Source organism: Mucilaginibacter frigoritolerans (assembly GCF_007830615.1).
GTDB classification, from domain to species: Bacteria; Bacteroidota; Bacteroidia; order Sphingobacteriales; family Sphingobacteriaceae; genus Mucilaginibacter; species Mucilaginibacter frigoritolerans.
Window position 1 is genome coordinate 119,195 of record NZ_VLLI01000009.1, and the last position, 17,478, is coordinate 136,672.

Consider the following 17,478-nt stretch of genomic DNA (forward strand, 5'->3'; position numbering starts at 1 on the left):
TATCTTATTCAGAAAATAAAGATAGCCTTTAGATCAATAATTACAACTGATCGCGCACTTCAATTAGGAATTTTTTAAGATTTTCGAGCGAACTAATTACTTTATAATTATCCATGCTTTCGGACATGTTATTTTTCAGATACTCCTTGGCACCACTAAGAGTATATCCCTTATCGCGAATAAGGTGAAAGATGATCTTCAAGTTGTCAATATCTTCCGGAGTAAAATAGCGGTTGCCTTTTTTATTCTTCTTGGGCTGTAGAACATCGAACTCCTTTTCGTAAAACCTTATCAACGATTGGTTTACATCAAATAGGATGGCAACCTCACCCATGGTGTAATACATCTTACTGATTTCTCGTTCTTTATAAGGCATATGCAAAGTTATACTTTAATTTTGAAAGTTAAAAAAACAGGAGGCCAGAAAAGTTATAAAGGTAGTGGCATTATAAAAATGTAAACATATTCTTTCGGACTTTCGCTCTTTCCTACTAATAATTACCTTTGCAAACTATGACAGCTACACAGATACGCCAGACTTTTTTGGATTTTTTTGCTTCTAAGGGACATGTTATCGTTCCATCGGCACCTATTGTGATTAAAAACGATCCTACGCTGATGTTTACCAACGCGGGGATGAACCAGTTTAAGTCGATATTTTTGGGTGAAGAAGCGGCGAAATTTCCACGTGCGGTGGATACACAGCGCTGTTTAAGAGTATCGGGCAAGCATAACGATTTGGAAGAAGTGGGTATTGATACCTATCACCATACCATGTTCGAGATGCTGGGTAACTGGAGCTTTGGCGATTACTTTAAAAAAGAAGCTATTGCCTGGAGCTGGGAACTGCTTACTGAAGTTTATAAACTGCCTAAAGACAGGCTTTACGTGACCTATTTTGAGGGTGATGAAAAAGAAGGTCTCGAAAAAGATACTGAAACCTACAATCTATGGAAACAATATGTTGATGAGGCCCGCATATTGCCCGGTAACAAAAAAGATAACTTTTGGGAGATGGGCGAAACTGGCCCCTGCGGACCGTGTTCAGAAATTCATTATGATAGCAGGCCGGATAACGAGCGCGCTGAGGTTAGCGGTGCAGTATTGGTGAATGCAGATCACGACCAGGTTATTGAGATCTGGAATAATGTATTTATGCAGTTTAACAGACTGAAAGATAGCTCACTACAACCTTTACCTGCTAAACATGTTGATACAGGAATGGGATTTGAAAGATTGGTGAGAGTATTACAGGGAAAGACATCAAATTACGATACAGACGTTTTTCAACCATTGATACAGTTTATTGCGGAGAAAAGCGGTAAGACTTATAAAAGCGAAGCAAAACCAAACGAAGAGGGCTGGAACGATGCCGTAGCCATGCGTGTAATGGCCGACCATATCCGAGCCATCAGCTTTGCTATTGCTGACGGGCAATTGCCGTCAAATAATAAAGCAGGTTATGTGATCCGTCGTATTTTACGCAGGGCAGTCAGGTATTCATATCAATATTTAGAGTTTAAGGAACCTTTCTTAAACCAATTGGTGTCTTTGTTAGCCGATCAATTTAAAGGGGTATTTGATGAGTTGTATACTCAAAAAGACTTTGTGCAGAAGGTTGTTTTGGAAGAGGAGGTTTCTTTTTTGAGGACTCTATCATCAGGAATTAAACGATTTAACGAGTTAACATCCGATTTCGCAGCAATTACAAGTGTTGAACATCCTGCAGGAACAATCACAGATATAACTTATGGTAAAAAAATTCGTGGAAGCAATGCCTTTGAATTGTCAGACACTTATGGTTTCCCTATCGACTTGACCGAATTAATGGCAAGGGAAAAAGGATTCACTGTGGATATGGAAGGTTATGAAGCAGCCTTACAGCAACAAAAATCCCGCTCACGTGCCGCAACAGCCATTGATACTGGTGATTGGGTTATTGTAAGAGATGATGACACGGTTGAATTTACCGGTTATGATGAAACCGAAAGTATTGCCCATGTGGTAAAATATCGCAAGGTTACAGCAAAAGGTAAAGAGCAATACCAGATAGTGCTGGATAAAACACCATTTTATGCAGAAAGTGGTGGCCAGGTAGGTGATAAAGGCGAATTGGTGTTCCCGGATGGTGAGGTGATTGAAGTTACTGACACCAAAAAGGAAAACGGGTTAATTATTCATTATGTGGATAAGATTCCTGACGATGTAGAAGATGCCTTAACAGCCATCGTTGAACCAACACAACGTCAAAGTACTGAAAGCAACCACAGTGCCACGCACTTGCTGCATGCAGCTATGAAACAAGTACTTGGCAACCATGTGAACCAAAAAGGGTCGTTAGTGAACGCTGAGTATTTAAGGTTCGATTTTTCGCACTTTGCCAAGGTAACCGATGAGGAAATTGCTCAGATAGAAGCTATTGTTAACGAAAAGGTACGCGAAAATATTCCGCTGAAAGAAGAGCGCGGCGTAGCTTATCAAACTGCTATTACCAGCGGGGTAACAGCACTATTTGGTGAAAAATATGGTGAATATGTACGCGTAATTACTTTTGATGATGAGTTCTCCAAAGAGCTTTGCGGAGGTACGCATGTTAAAGCTACCGGGCAAATCGGTTTCTTTAAAATAGTATCAGAAAGCGCTGTTGCTGCCGGTGTTCGTCGTATTGAGGCCATTACGGGTATTGCTGCTGAAAACTACATCAACGAGCAAAGCAAACTGGTACAACAGTTAAAAGAACTGCTCAAAAATCCAAAAGACCTTTCAAAAAGTGTTGAAAGTTTGCTGGATGAAAATAATCGCCTGAAAAAGGAGATCGAAAAATCGATCCTCGAAAAATCATCAGGATTAAAAAATGAATTGGCGCAAAAAGCTGAGTTAATCAATGGTATCAACTTCATCGCCCAAAAGGTCCAATTGCCGAATGCTGATGCCATTAAAAACCTGGCTTACCAGGTAAAAGACATCGTTTCGGATTTATTCCTGGTACTGGCAGCTGACATTGATGGTAAACCATCACTAACCGTAATGATTGCCGAAAACGTAGTTAAAGATAAAAACCTGAATGCTGGTACTATTGTGCGCGAACTAGCCAAAGAAATTAAAGGTGGTGGAGGCGGTCAGCCGTTTTTTGCTACTGCCGGTGGGAGTGATGTGAGTGGGTTGGAGAAAGCATTGGAGAAAGCGAAGACGTTTGTTGGGTAGTATTTTCTATTTTATTCGGGTAAAAGTTTAAACAAGCAAACTTTTACCTGATTTTAAGATTATTGTAATATCTGCTTTAATTGTTTATCAGATTGATTATCCGTTTTGTGTTTAATTTCAAATTTGATGCCCGAATAAAATTTATATTATCATTAATAAGTAATAACTTTATATTTGGCTTGCATTAAGGGCTATAAACCGTGGCCTAATTTTATTTTATGACAAGTGTTACACCAGGGATAAGTGACCAGTATGAGTTGGTTGTAGGGTTAGAGGTTCATGCGCAGCTATCCACATTAAGTAAATCTTTTTCTTCAGATTCGGCTGCTTTTGGTGCGGGTCCAAACCAGCATGTGAGTCCGATTTCATTAGGGCATCCAGGTACTTTGCCACGCATCAATAAAAAGATGGTGGAGTATGCAGTAAAAATGGGCATAGCTTGTAATTGCACCATTAACATGCGCAATCATTTTGCACGTAAAAACTATTTTTATGCTGATTTACCTAAGGGTTACCAAACCACGCAGGATCATGAACCTATTTGCATAGGTGGAAGTGTATTGGTAAGACTGGCTGATGGTACCTCAAAAAATATAGCTATCCATCATATTCACATGGAAGATGATGCCGGTAAAAGTATGCATGACCAGCATCATGAAGATTCATTGATAGACCTGAACAGGGCAGGAGTACCTTTAATTGAAATAGTAACACAACCTGACATCAGAAGCAGTGAAGAGGCGGGGCAGTTTTTAACTGAGATACGCAAGCTGGTACGTTATCTTGATATTTGCGATGGCAATATGGAAGAAGGCAGTTTACGTTGTGATGCAAACATTTCGGTGAGGTTGAAAGGTGCATCAAAATACGGGAACCGCTGTGAGGTGAAAAATTTAAACTCTATCCGTAATGTACAAAGAGCAATAGAGCATGAGTTTTTAAGGCAGATCAGCGTTATTGAAGCTGGCGGTCACATCGACCAAAACACCTTGAATTTTAATGCAGATACCGGCGAAACTTCTGTATTACGTTCAAAAGAAATGGCTAATGATTATCGCTATTTCCCTGAGCCTGATCTTACCCCATTGGTACTTAACGAAGAATATGTAGCGCAAATACGTAAAAGCCTGCCCGAATTACCCAATGAGCTATATAACAGGTATACTACTGAGCTGGAACTATCTGATTATGATGCTACTATAATTACTTCAGACCGAGATTTTGCTTTGTATTTTCAGGAACTGATTAAACATACAAAAAACTATAAATCAGCAGCTCACCTGTTAATGGGCCCGGTTAAGTCTTATTTAAATGAATCGGGAATAAGCATCAATAATTTTACTTTAAAACCTGCGGGTTTAGCATCAATAATAAGCCTGATAGATAGCGGTAAGATTAATAATTCATCTGCTACACAAAAACTGTTCCCTGCCATGGTTAAAAACAGTGCTAAAAGCGCAGAAGAATTGGCTACTGAATTGAACCTCTTTATTAATACTGATAAAAATGATGTTGAACTGTATATCCAGGCAGCATTAGCTAAGTTTCCGGACAAAGTAATTGAATATCAAAAGGGAAAAAAAGGCGTTTTAGGTTTATTTATGGGAGAGATAATGAAAAGCTCAAAAGGAAAAATCGATCCGCAGAAAACCAACCAGCTATTGATAAAAGAATTAGAAGCTAAATAAAAAACGACTAAACATTAGAATTAAGATATGAGAATGTGGTGATAATCGATAATTATATATTGCTCATTTTTATCGCCTCAAAGTCTGATCTGAATTTAATATAAAAAAATATAAATCTAAATGAAAAGGAATTTAATTTTATACAGTGTTATCCTGTTATCCGTATTTGTTTTTTCGTGTAAGGACAATAGTGCTTTTAAAATTTCGGGTACCATAACTAATCCTGGAAGTTTGAAAAAAATATATTTGCTAGAAGCGGATAGTACGCAAATATCGGTTATTGACTCTGCTAATTTAAGCGAACAGGGCAAATTTCAGTTTAAACATGCTGCTCCTTATGCCAATTTATTTAAACTAAGATTAGGTGGAACTATTTTTGACTTTATAGCTAAAAATGGTGATGATATTGATTTTTCGACCAGTTTAACTGATAAAACGAGTGCCTATCAAATTACAGGTTCAGCAGAATCTGATAAAATTAAAGAATTTAATAAGATTAATAACTTTTATGCCGAAAAAAGCGGTAAGATAAGCGAGGAATACCAGAACAAAGCAAAAGCTATTGGAAAGGAATCGGACTCATTAATTAGTATTTATAAACCATTGTTTATGAATATCATGAGTGATTATAGTGCCGCTGTTATGAAGTTTGTTGATCAAAATAAACATTCACTTGCCGGTTTTTATGCCATGACCTCATTAGATCCGGCAAAATATGAGCAACAAATGATTGCTTATGCGGATGCTATAAAAGACGATTTTAAAGATAACCCAGCCGCACAACGTTTTACCAAACAAATGAATGTGATAAGGCCTGTTTCTATTGGTCACCAGGCGCCGGATTTCAGCATTGATGGTATTGATGGCAGCACTATTAAATTATCTGACTATAAAGGCAAATATGTGATGCTTGATTTTTGGGCGTCATGGTGCGCACCATGCCGTGCTGAAAATCCAAATGTGGTAAAACAGTATGCTATTTATAATAAATTGGGACTTAATATTTTAGGTATTTCATTAGATCAGGACAAAGCCAAATGGCAGGAAGCTGTAAATGCGGATAAACTAACTTGGAAACACGGCTCAGATTTGAAGAATTTTGAAGGCCCCACAGAAAAACTATACCATATAGAGGCTATCCCATCAAACTTTATTATTGATCCACAAGGTGTTATCATTGCCAAAAACGTAACAGGAGCTGATCTTGAAGAATTTTTAAACAAAACATTTAATAAGTCTCAACAAATCGTTAAAATAAAGTAACATTTAACAATTTGTTAATATATACTTAATCATTTTGTTCATTTTTGCGCATACTTTTACGCAAAAATTCAACCTTGATGAGTAACTCTAACAAACAGAAAATTCTTATTGTTGATGATGAGCCGGATATTTTAGAGCTTATTGAATATAATCTGAAAAAGGAAGGCTATCAGGTATTTTTAGCACGTAATGGACAAGAGGCGGTAGCTGAAGCAAAAAGATCATTACCTGATCTGATTGTACTAGACATTATGATGCCGAAAATGGACGGTATTGAAGCTTGCCGTATTATGCGTACCATGCCAGAGTTTAAAAATACTTTTATGGTATTTTTAACTGCAAGAAGTGAGGAATACTCAGAAATTGCCGGGTTCAACGTTGGTGCTGATGATTATATTGCCAAACCGATAAAGCCGCGCGCTTTGGTTAGCCGTATAAATGCCATACTGCGCCGTAATGCCCCTGCAGAAGATGTTGTAGACAATAAACTGGAAATTGGCGACCTGGTTATTGACCGCGAAGCTTATTTGGTTTATCAACGTGGCGTAAAGGTGGTTTTGGCTAAAAAAGAGTTTGAACTGCTTTACTTGCTGGCATCGAAACCGGGAAAGGTTTACACCCGTGAGGTGATCCTGAAAAACATTTGGGAAGACTCGGTTGTGGTAACTAACCGTACTATTGACGTACACATTCGGAAACTGCGTGAAAAACTAGGTGATGACTGTGTTGCAACTGTAAAAGGTGTAGGCTACAAATTTGAAGCATAAACTAATTGTGATATAATATTAAAAGCGCCGGAGTTTACTTACGGCGCTTTTTTTATGTTTAATTTAATGTGATACTGAAGCTTTCTTTGGGGCAGTAGTTTTTTTATTAACAGCTGTCTCTTCCTTAGCTTTCGGAGTAACAGCTTTCGCTTTTGTTTCAGTTTTGGCTTTTACATTTGCAGCTGCGGTTTTTGTTTTAGTGGCTACTGCGTGGGCTTTATCGGCAACTGCGTGTTTAGCTGTTGTAACTTTCTTTTTGGCAGCGGGCTTTTTAGCGGTTACCTTTTCTTTTAAATCGTCATATTTATCTTCGGCAGCTTCTTTAAGGTCTTCGGCTTTATCTTTGGTTCCGTCCCAAAATTCTTCAATCGTTTCTTTTACCTTTTCGAAAAATCCCTTTTCTTCAGGCTGGGTTGATTTTGTACTCATGATATTTTTGATAGTTAGATATTTTATATAAACCAGTTTACAAATAGTGTTCCATAGTAAATTACCCTATAAATCAGTTTACAAATTGCCAAAAATGTGTATATTAAAACAGGCAAATACAAAATGAGGCTATTTGTAAGCTTTTACTTTTGCGGTATCTTTTATCTGTATTAATAACCGTATTTTTGCCGGCTATTGTTGTTTTATGAAAGTTCCAAAGTTTGCCGACCTGATTTTGTTTGAGGATAATGATATTATAGTGGTTAATAAACCACCATTTATCAGTTCGCTGGATGAACGCGAAGGCGGTGAGATCAATATGCTGCGTTTAGCGAAAGGATATTCGGAAGATGCGCAGATATGCCACCGCCTAGATAAAGAGACCTCAGGGGCGTTAATTATAGCCAAAAATCCAGAAGCTTACCGCACAGTATCTATGCAGTTTGAGAAGCGCCAGGTAAAAAAAGTTTACCATGCCATTATTGACGGCACCCACGTTTTTGAAAATCTGTTAATTGATTTACCTATACTGAATGTTGGTAAAGGCAATGTAACTATTAGCCGACAGGAGGGTAAAAGGGCCGAAACCTGGTTCCAATCGTTAAAATACTTTAAACATTATACTTTGGTCGAATGCCGCCCGGTAACCGGTCGTATGCACCAGATTCGTATTCATTTAGCTACCCAACGTGCTTCTATTGCCGGGGATGAAATGTATAAAGGTCAGCCTGTATTTTTATCTAAAATAAAACGCAAATACGTTTTGGGTAAAGACCAGGAAGAACAACCTATTATGAAACGTTTTGCCCTGCATGCCTTTGAAGTAAGCTTTAAGCTTGTAAATGGCGAACCTGCAACTATTCACGCACCTTATCCAAAGGATTTTGAAACGCTGTTGAAATTGTTGGAGAAGTTTGACAGTTAACAATCCTGATTGGCATCAACCTCATTTTTCTATGTAAAACAAAAAATGACCAAGTTTATAATTTGGTCATTTTCAGTATATAATATAGATCACCTTAAGTATTTAAAGCGTTCACTTGTCATTTTTGAACACTATAATTATTAGGTAGTATAACCCAGAATTTTTAATACTTGTTTACTGTTTTGCTCTTCGCCAAACACCTCAAAGTTAAACGTCTCATCCCTGTTTCTGCGGATGATAACATGCTTCGGAGAAGGTAGCAAACAATGGTGAATACCACCATAACCGCTCAATACTTCCTGGTATGCACCTGTGTTAAAGAAACCCAGATATTGCACCTTACGCGTTTTTGGCATAAACACACTGTTCATGTGGGCTTCCTGGTTATAATAATCTTGTCCGTCGCAGGTGATTCCTCCAAGATTAACACGTTCATATTCTGAATCCCAGTTATTTATCGGCAACAAGATATATTTTTGGTTCAGCGCCCAAACATCAGGCAGGTTAGTAATAAATGAACCATCCAGCATCAACCATCTTTCACGGTCATTTTGCTGTTTACGGCCCAATACTTTGTATAAGATACCTGATGCTTCAGCTACGGTATATTTACCAAATTCGGTAATGATATCTGGCTCTTCAGTATCATTGTCAGCGCAAATCTCTTTAATACGGCTCACAATTTCGTTGATCATGTACTCATAATCAAAATCAAACACCAGTGAGTCTTTAAAAGGCATGCCACCACCAATATCCAATGTATCCAGGTGCGGATTTATCTTTTTGAATTTGCAATACAGCGTTACATATTTCTCTAACTCATTCCAATAGTACGGAGTGTCCGAAATGCCAGAGTTAATAAAGAAATGCAACAACTTTACCCTGAAGTTAGGGTTGCTTTCAATCTTGTTATAATAAAAATCGATGATATCTTCTAACCTTACACCTAAACGGGAGGTATAGAATTGCGAATCAGGCTGCTCTTCTGCCGCTATACGGATACCGAGATTACATGGAGTATCCATTTCAATCTCATCATCGTAAAGGTTAAACTCTTCTTTATTGTCAAGTACTGGGATGATGTTTTTGAAACCATCGTGTAGCATATCAATAATATACTGTTTGTACTGGAAAGTTTTAAAGCCATTGCAAATTACAGTTACATCTTTTGTTACGGCACCTTTTTTCTCCAGGGCATCAATCATCGGCATATCAAATGCTGATGAAGTTTCCAGGTGAATCTCATTTTTAAGCGCTTCTTCAACAATGTGCTTAAAATGCGAGCTCTTGGTACAATAACAATATTTATAGCTGCCGCGATAGTTATTTTTTATAATCGCCTGCTGAAACAGCAATTTTGCCTGCTGTATTTTTTTTGAAATAATTGGCAGATAAGTAAAGCGCAGGGGAGTGCCGTACGTTTCTATCATCTCCATTAAATTGAGGTCATGAAAGTATAATTCATCCTCAATGATCTCAAAACCTTCTTGCGGGAAACCTACACTTAGGTCAAGAAATTCTTCGTAACTCTGCATCCTTTAAAATTTTGGCAAAAATGTAATTTTTAAATCAAATAATGTGCTAATATGATACAATTTTTATAGTTGAAAAGTAATTTATTTTTACTGGCAAATATTCAAAGATTATTTGATTATAATAACCTGTTTATCAATTACTTATTTTAAAACCATAAAGTGTAATTTATCTGCTATTTTTCAACCGGTAAATGTACTTCTGCCATCATACACCTTGCGCTACCGCCACCAATATTTTCAATAGTGTTTATATCGGCATAAATTAACTTACCAAATTGCTGAAGTGCAGCTTTTTGAGATACGTTTAAAGCATTGTATGCATTCTGCGACATAACAATCAAAGTTTCTCCGTTTTTGTTTTTAACCTCCAGCATATTGCCGGCAAACTGGTTCATCTGCTCAAAAGATATATCGATAATTTCTTTGTGGGTAGATAGTAGAGACTCTTTAACCATTACCTTTTCGTGAGGATTAGGAATACTATCCATACAAATAACCGCGAAATTACTTCCCATACACATCAATACATTAGTGTGGTAAATAGCTTTACCATGCTGATCAACTGCATCAAAACTTACAGATTGGTAGCCGGCTTGTTCGCAGAATAAGTTTAAAACGTCCCTGTCTGTTCTTGGCGAAATACAAGCATAAGCTATTTTATTGGGACGATCAAGCACCATACTACCTGTACCCTCTAGGAATTTATCTTCATTCTCAAAACGGCTCAGGTCAATTATATGCTTAACAGCAAATTCATCTTCCAATTGGGTAATGATATCTTCCCGGCGCTCTAATCTGCGATTTTCGGCTTGCATAGGATATAAGAAAATATTACCATCTGCATGAAAAGAAACCCAATTATTAGGGAATATAGAATCGGGCGTATGTGGTTCTTCAGTATCATCAATAACAGTAACATCAACACCATTTTCACGGAGTTTACCCACCATATGGTCAAATTCAATCTGTGCTTTTTCATTTACGTCATTTTTGATGGCATTTCTATTCTGGAAAGCATTACTTCCGGCTGTTTCTTCATTAAACCCGAAGTTAACCGGGCGTATCATTAATATATGGGAGGTGGACTGGTTGTTATTCATTGTGTCATTTGGTCATTGTACCATTTTTCAATAGATTACTAATGACTTAATAACCCATTGAAAAATGACTATAAAACTTTATCCCTTAAAAGCGGCATACTCATGCAGTGGAAACCACCGCGGGCCCTTGATAGCTCTGATGATGGCATTAATATCAGCGTATCCTTCATGCTTTGAGGATCCAGTTCATCTTTTTCAAACTTTTGCAGTAAATCACTCACTTTTATAACAGAGAACCCTTTTTGTTTAAAGGCCTCTACGGTTTTGTCATTACGGTCATATCCTAAAACTACACCTTCTTTAATGGCCAGTAAATTGCAGGAGTCTGTCCATTGCTCGCGGGCGTCGAAAGGGAAAGTATTGTTGCCTGAATAAATAAACTCCGTTTTTGATTTACTTTTCAAATCGTTCTCACTTATATCGCTTAACAAGTCTTCAATACATTCAAAGGTTTTAGGTTTTTCGCCTTTTTTAAATTGAACTATTTCGGGCTTGTCTTTGTTTTTCTTCTCGGCAAACCATGCAGCAGGCTCTTCATCATTTACATGATCTTCCGTAATAGCTAATGACCTTAGCAACACCCACATATTTCTTTTTACCTGTGTAAAAACGGTATCAATATGCATGTAGTCGCGCTTATGTGGAATTTTCACGATACTTACCTTTTTAACCACATTATTGGCAAATAATAATTTAATGGCTTCATTGGCACCACTTACAGATGTCCGCTCACTACAGCCTATTATTAAATGTTCAGGACTCACCATCATCACATCGCCGCCTTCAAGCGTTGTTTTTTCTTCGTTATCTTCACCAGGTCTTAAAAAATGCTGTACAGTTTCTGGGATCTCTAATATATTGTTTCGGTATGCTGCAAATAAGGGATGATTAAAGAAAATATATCTGACCAGCAAAGTTTCCCTGGCCCTGGCCTTTTTTGCCGGTTTATTCAGCAACATAAAATCGTTAATGGCAATACCAATATCCCTGGAAAATATCAGGTTAGGAATAGGCGCAAAGATCATTTCATTTTCATTTAATGATCCGGAGATAATGATTTTAGCAAGTTCAACAGGTGGGGTATCAATCAATTTTAATTGCAACCGGTAATTACAGCTTTCAATAGCACAAACTGATGCTACAAGTTTTTTACGGATATCTGCTTCCTGCAAAACATCTTCCAGTAGCGTTTGGATCTCAATTACTTTGGTGGACGCATGGAAATTTTCATCATCAGGCTTAAAAAATGAGCGTTTATTTTCATCTGCGTCAATACTATCCAGTTTACCTTTTATTTTATCAGGATCAAGAAAATACATTAACAGTTTAACGTAGTAATCATATTCATTTTTGCGCATGGTTTCCAGGTGAACAATATCTTCAAAAAGCCAATCCTGGGCTTTTGAAGGCACAACTTTACCCAATCCGTTATCCGGACTATGGATCAATAAAGCACGAAGGTTACCAATTTCGGATGTTACATCTAATTTAAAATCGCTATTGCTAAGTATCATAAATGGGTTGTAGAAGTAGCAAATATAATGAATTAGTGATTAGTGATTGATGGGTTGTAAGGAAAGTCAGAAAGTCAATGAAGTTGAACCGATTTAAAAAAAGTTAATCAGGTAAAATGAATAAATCTCATATCTTTTAATCTTCTGGTCTTACTGATCTTCCAAATTTTTGGACTTAAATGATTATTTTTGCAAGATGAATTTTATTATTGAAGCTACCCTTAAAGCAGTTAAGCAATTATATAATATAGATATTTCTGCGGCAGATGTAAACCTGCAGGAAACCCGTAAAGAATTTGAGGGGCAGATTACCATAGTTACTTTCCCTTTTACCAAATTTTCAAAAAAATCGCCCGAGCAAACCGGGAGCGAAATAGGTACTTTTTTACAAAATGAACTTAATGAAGTTTCAGGATTTAACGTTATTAAAGGGTTTTTGAATATTTCTTTATCTGACGAGTATTGGATAAATCAATTATACAATGAAATTTTGCCTGATGATTTTGCTGTTATTGAACCTAATGGCAAAAAGGTAATGGTTGAATATTCGTCTCCCAACACCAATAAACCATTGCATTTGGGGCATGTTCGTAATAATTTATTAGGATTTTCGGTATCAGAAATTTTAGCGGCAGCAGGGTACGATGTTATAAAAACCAATCTGGTTAATGACCGGGGCATCCATATCTGTAAGTCCATGCTGGCCTGGCAAAAGTTTGGCGAGGGTGAAACGCCGCAATCATCCGGTTTAAAAGGCGATCATTTAGTGGGTAAATACTATGTAATTTTTGACAAAGAGTACAAAAAACAGATCGAAGAATTAAAGTCTATAGGTCAAACTGAAGATGAGGCCAAAAAAAATGCTCCATTAATTAAACAGGCCCAGAAAATGTTGCAAAAATGGGAGGCAGGAGATGAACAGGTAATCAACCTTTGGAAAACCATGAATGGATGGGTTTACACTGGTTTTGCTGATACCTACAAAAAACTAGGTGTAAGCTTTGATAAGTTCTATTACGAATCTGAAACCTATTTATTAGGAAAAGATATTATTGAAGAGGGTCTTGGAAAAGGAGTATTTTTCAGAAAAGATGACAACTCTGTTTGGATTGATCTTACAGCTGATGGGCTTGACGAGAAATTGGTTCTGCGTTCTGATGGCACCTCTGTTTACATGACTCAGGATATGGGTACTGCCCAACTGAAATATAATGACTATCACATGGATAAATCCATATACGTGGTAGGTAATGAGCAGGATTACCATTTTAAGGTATTATTTACCATTCTTAAAAAACTGGGTAAAGATGGTGCTGATGGTTTATTCCATTTGTCATATGGTATGGTTGATTTACCATCGGGCAAAATGAAATCGCGTGAGGGCACTGTTGTTGATGCTGATGATTTAATGAGTGAAATGGAGCAAACAGCTAAAGAGCAAACCGAGGCAATGGGTAAAGTTGATGGTTTTACTGAAAATGAAAGGCTGGCTCTATATCATACTATTGGTATGGGCGCCTTAAAATACTTCCTGCTTAAAGTAGATCCTAAAAAACGGTTATTGTTTGATCCTAACGAGTCGGTAGATTTCCAGGGACATACCGGACCGTTTATACAATACACCCATGCTCGTATCCGATCTGTTTTAAACAGGGCCCCAATTATCGATTCACCAAATACATATACTGACATATCACCTGAAGAGCGTGATTTGATAGTTACCTTAACGCAGTTCCCCGAAATTATAAAAAGTGCCGCAGAAGCTTATAGCCCGGCATTAATTGCCAATTATGTATATGAATTGGCTAAGACTTACAATAAATTCTATCACGAAAAATCAATTTTACAGGCAGAAGATGAAGCTTCTAAACAATTTAGATTACGTTTATCTGCAGCATCAGGTAAAGTGATCAATAAAGGGATGAAGCTATTAGGTATTGACGTTCCTGAACGAATGTAGATATTTTATCATTAGCAGTTTTCTGTATACTAACCCTATGGTTTACCGAAAACTGCTAAATCAATATTTCATATTAGTTCCAGCGACCCTTATGCCATCTGTAACCGCGGTTTCCATGTTCCCAAGAACCGCGAATGTAAGTATGTCCAGGGCGTGCTCTGTCCCAATGCCCTCGCATGTATTGGTAACGGCCACCGCTCCAGCCCCATTCACCATCAATCCAGATTGCTCCGTCATATGGAGGAGCTGGACGAGCATAAACAGGTTCAACCGGTTGATCCGAAACATAGTAACTTCCGGCACACGAAGCCAGAAATAAGGATGTTGCAAGGGTTAGCATCATCCCTAATTTTGATAGTGTTTTCATTTGCAATGCATTTTTTAACAATAACGACAAATGAATTAAAAAAAAGTTTGATTTTTATCCCCTTATCCAGGTCTATTACCTGCTTTTCTGAAAATTAGCAGCAACAACTAACTCCTTACTTCCTTTAGTATATTGATAGAATCCAATACCAGATTTTACACCTATATAGCCTGCAGTAACCATATTCACCAATAACGGACATGGTGCATATTTTTGATTTCCGAAACCATTGTACAGTACATTAAGTATTGCAAGGCATACATCAAGTCCAATAAAATCAGCAAGCTGCAAAGGCCCCATTGGATGCGCCATACCTAATTTCATTACGATATCTATTTCTTCTACTCCGGCAACACCTTCATAAAGACTATAAATAGCCTCATTTATCATCGGCATTAAAATACGGTTAGCTACAAAACCAGGATAATCATTAACCTCCACTGGAACTTTATTTAGCTTTCCAGAAAGATCCATTATGGCGTTTGTAACTTCATTGCTTGTTGCATAGCCTCGAATTACCTCAACCAGCTTCATTAAAGGAACTGGATTCATAAAGTGCATTCCAATAACATTTCCGGGATTTTTGGTTACTGATGCTATTTTTGTGATCGATATGGACGAGGTGTTAGAGGCCAGTATCACATTATCACCACAAAACTCACTCAACTGTTTAAACAGATTCAGCTTTATTTCAGAATTTTCTGTTGCGGCTTCAATAACCAAATCGGCCTTGCCCACAGCTAATCTAAGATCAGTAAAAGTGATGATCTGATTTAATGTTTCAGCTTTTAAAGCCTCATCAATAGTACCTTTGTTTACCTGTCTGTCCAGATTGCTGGTAATGGTTTGAATGGCACGGTCTAAGGCATCCTGATTAATATCTACCAATGCAACATTAAAACCATACTGAGCAAATGTATGTGCTATTCCATTGCCCATAGTGCCTGAGCCAATAACTGTAATATTTTCTATCATTTTACTAAATCTATATAATCTCCTGCATCAATAATAGCTTTCTTATCAATAGTATCATATTCCGGTAAATGGCCCAAAACTTCAATTCCAGTAAAGTTAATGATGAATTCTTTTGAATAGATGTCTTTTAAACCATTAAAAATGATACCTTTTATAGGTATATTTTGTTGCTGCAATGCATATATGGAAAGTAAGGTATGATTTATACTGCCCAAATAATTTCTTGAAACCAAAATAACCTCAGCATCTAATTGTTTTATAAGGTCAATTATTAAAAAGTTATTATTTAAAGGCACCATCAAACCTCCTGCTCCTTCAATAATAAGCGTGTTCTTCGTTTTAGGGAGGATAAATTTATCGGGATCAATCATAACGCCATCAATGGCAGCCGATTTATGCGGCGAAAATGGCTGAGATAAGCGGTAAGTTTCAGGGTAAAAGACAGAGTCTTTGTTGCTTATCAGTTTTTTTACCGTTAGGGTATCGCTTGTATCCAGATCGCCGGATTGCACCGGTTTCCAGTAATCGGCTTTAAGTTTTTCAACAATAGCCGCAGACACTATCGTCTTTCCTATTCCAGTTCCAATTCCTGTTATAAATATTGGTTTATCAGGCATTTATAAATTTATTAATATTTTCAGTAAGTAATATAATATCATTTTCTGTATTAAATGAATGCAGGCAAATTCTGACCCTTTCACTTCCTGTGGGTACCGTTGGACTAAGTATTGGTCTTACATCGAACCCGCTGCTTTGCAAGTTTAAGGCAAGTGCTTTAGCCTTACCATTGCTTTTTAATACAATGCATTGTATTGCGCTATCACTGCTTATTAAAGGATGTTCACTGTTAGACACAACTTTTCGTTTAAAGAGGCTAATTTTATTTCTTAGTGCTAGAATCTCCTTATCTGCATCCGCTAGGTGTTTATAAGCCATTTTTATAGAAGCAAAATGATGCATGGGTGGGGCTGTGGTATAAATAAAGGAGCGGGCAAAGTTTATCAGATAATTCCGTAGTAAATCGCTCCCTAGAACAATTGCACCATGGCATCCCATCGCTTTGCCGAAAGTAACTATCCGGGCAAAGATTCTATTATTTAATGTTTGATCAATTAATCCGTATTTATATACTCCAACAGCATGAGCCTCATCTACAATTAATGCAGCTTTATATTTTTCTGTTATATTTAAAATATCAGCAAGGGGAGAAGCATCGCCATCCATAGAGTAAATGCTTTCAACTACTACATAGCAATTTCCCCTGGCCTGCTTTAATTTATCTTCCAAACTATTCAAATCATTATGCTTGAAAGTATACTTGTTGGCATAGCTCAACCTGCCACCATCAATAATTGAAGCATGAATCAATTCATCTGTTATAATGGTGTCCCCACGTTGGGGTAATGAGGAGAATAAACCCAAATTAGCATCATATCCTGAGTTAAATATGAGGCCAGCTTCGCAATGATGAATTGCAGCAATCTGCTTTTCCAATTCTTCTATATAGGCAGAATTGCCTGTTAATAATCTCGACCCGGTAGATCCGTTTAAAATGATAGATATAGAATTTATCTCACCATCAATGCTTGCTTTTAAGATAGATGATTGGGCAAAACCCAAATAATCATTTGAGCAAAAATCAATGAGCCCATTCTCGGGTTTAAGTATCCTATAATTACCAGAGTTTTCCCTTTCCTCTAATTTACTTTCAATAGATTTTTCGATTGCGCTCACCGTAATAATTTCTACAA

At 37.2% G+C, this 17,478-nt stretch carries 15 protein-coding genes; 6 read left to right on the top strand and 9 right to left on the bottom strand.

The window, feature by feature from the left end:
* Positions 1-40 precede the first annotated feature (40 nt).
* Complete coding sequence (locus tag JN11_RS15775; RefSeq protein WP_144914091.1) at positions 41-376, bottom strand: MerR family transcriptional regulator; 336 nt, start codon at positions 374-376, stop codon at positions 41-43.
* 137 nt (positions 377-513) lie between these two features.
* Here JN11_RS15775 and alaS point away from each other — a divergent pair, with 137 nt between their 5' ends.
* From alaS to JN11_RS15795, 4 genes are all read left to right on the top strand, one after another.
* A complete protein-coding gene (alaS, locus tag JN11_RS15780) occupies positions 514-3,204 on the top strand; it encodes an alanine--tRNA ligase (protein ID WP_144914092.1) in 2,691 nt (896 codons plus the stop codon).
* Positions 3,205-3,422: 218 nt separating this feature from the next.
* The gene (gatB, locus tag JN11_RS15785; protein ID WP_144914094.1) at positions 3,423-4,892 is read left to right on the top strand and encodes an Asp-tRNA(Asn)/Glu-tRNA(Gln) amidotransferase subunit GatB; all 1,470 of its coding nucleotides are present in this window, start codon (positions 3,423-3,425) and stop codon (positions 4,890-4,892) included.
* 120 nt (positions 4,893-5,012) lie between these two features.
* Positions 5,013-6,155: a TlpA disulfide reductase family protein gene (locus JN11_RS15790; RefSeq protein ID WP_144914096.1), complete on the top strand. Its 1,143-nt coding sequence runs from the start codon at positions 5,013-5,015 to the stop codon at positions 6,153-6,155.
* Between the two features lie 77 nt (positions 6,156-6,232).
* On the top strand, positions 6,233-6,922 hold the full coding sequence (locus JN11_RS15795; protein ID WP_144914098.1) for a response regulator transcription factor: 690 nt from the start codon (positions 6,233-6,235) through the stop codon (positions 6,920-6,922).
* A gap of 63 nt (positions 6,923-6,985) precedes the next feature.
* Here the strand turns inward: JN11_RS15795 and JN11_RS15800 are convergent, their stop codons facing one another.
* On the bottom strand, positions 6,986-7,351 hold the full coding sequence (locus tag JN11_RS15800; protein ID WP_144914099.1) for a hypothetical protein: 366 nt from the start codon (positions 7,349-7,351) through the stop codon (positions 6,986-6,988).
* Positions 7,352-7,556: 205 nt separating this feature from the next.
* On the opposite strand from JN11_RS15800, the gene JN11_RS15805 reads away from it, so the two are divergent.
* A complete protein-coding gene (locus JN11_RS15805) occupies positions 7,557-8,276 on the top strand; it encodes an RluA family pseudouridine synthase (RefSeq protein ID WP_144914101.1) in 720 nt (239 codons plus the stop codon).
* Between the two features lie 140 nt (positions 8,277-8,416).
* Here the strand turns inward: JN11_RS15805 and JN11_RS15810 are convergent, their stop codons facing one another.
* The 3 genes from JN11_RS15810 to JN11_RS15820 form a co-directional block, all read right to left on the bottom strand.
* Entirely contained in the window at positions 8,417-9,811 is a 1,395-nt protein-coding gene (locus JN11_RS15810; protein ID WP_144914102.1) for an arginine decarboxylase, read from the bottom strand.
* Positions 9,812-9,984: 173 nt separating this feature from the next.
* Positions 9,985-10,911 (bottom strand): citrulline utilization hydrolase CtlX, encoded by a 927-nt coding sequence (gene ctlX / locus JN11_RS15815; protein WP_246139023.1) that lies wholly within the window; start codon positions 10,909-10,911, stop codon positions 9,985-9,987.
* Positions 10,912-10,979: 68 nt separating this feature from the next.
* The gene (locus tag JN11_RS15820; RefSeq protein WP_144914104.1) at positions 10,980-12,425 is read right to left on the bottom strand and encodes an arginine deiminase family protein; all 1,446 of its coding nucleotides are present in this window, start codon (positions 12,423-12,425) and stop codon (positions 10,980-10,982) included.
* 196 nt (positions 12,426-12,621) lie between these two features.
* Between JN11_RS15820 and argS the strand changes: the two genes are divergently transcribed.
* Complete coding sequence (gene argS / locus JN11_RS15825; RefSeq protein WP_144914105.1) at positions 12,622-14,385, top strand: arginine--tRNA ligase; 1,764 nt, start codon at positions 12,622-12,624, stop codon at positions 14,383-14,385.
* A 73-nt stretch (positions 14,386-14,458) separates the two neighbouring features.
* On the opposite strand, the gene JN11_RS15830 is transcribed toward argS, so the two are convergent.
* The 4 genes from JN11_RS15830 to JN11_RS15845 form a co-directional block, all read right to left on the bottom strand.
* Entirely contained in the window at positions 14,459-14,752 is a 294-nt protein-coding gene (locus JN11_RS15830) for a YXWGXW repeat-containing protein (RefSeq protein WP_144914107.1), read from the bottom strand.
* A gap of 75 nt (positions 14,753-14,827) precedes the next feature.
* Positions 14,828-15,727 (bottom strand): 3-hydroxybutyryl-CoA dehydrogenase, encoded by a 900-nt coding sequence (locus JN11_RS15835; protein ID WP_317131276.1) that lies wholly within the window; start codon positions 15,725-15,727, stop codon positions 14,828-14,830.
* On the bottom strand, positions 15,724-16,344 hold the full coding sequence (bioD, locus tag JN11_RS15840) for a dethiobiotin synthase (RefSeq protein ID WP_144914108.1): 621 nt from the start codon (positions 16,342-16,344) through the stop codon (positions 15,724-15,726). The genes JN11_RS15835 and bioD overlap by 4 nt, the downstream gene beginning before the upstream one ends.
* Positions 16,337-17,461, bottom strand: coding sequence for an aminotransferase class I/II-fold pyridoxal phosphate-dependent enzyme (locus tag JN11_RS15845; RefSeq protein WP_246139024.1), 1,125 nt, complete (start codon positions 17,459-17,461; stop codon positions 16,337-16,339). The genes bioD and JN11_RS15845 overlap by 8 nt, the downstream gene beginning before the upstream one ends.
* Positions 17,462-17,478 lie beyond the last annotated feature (17 nt).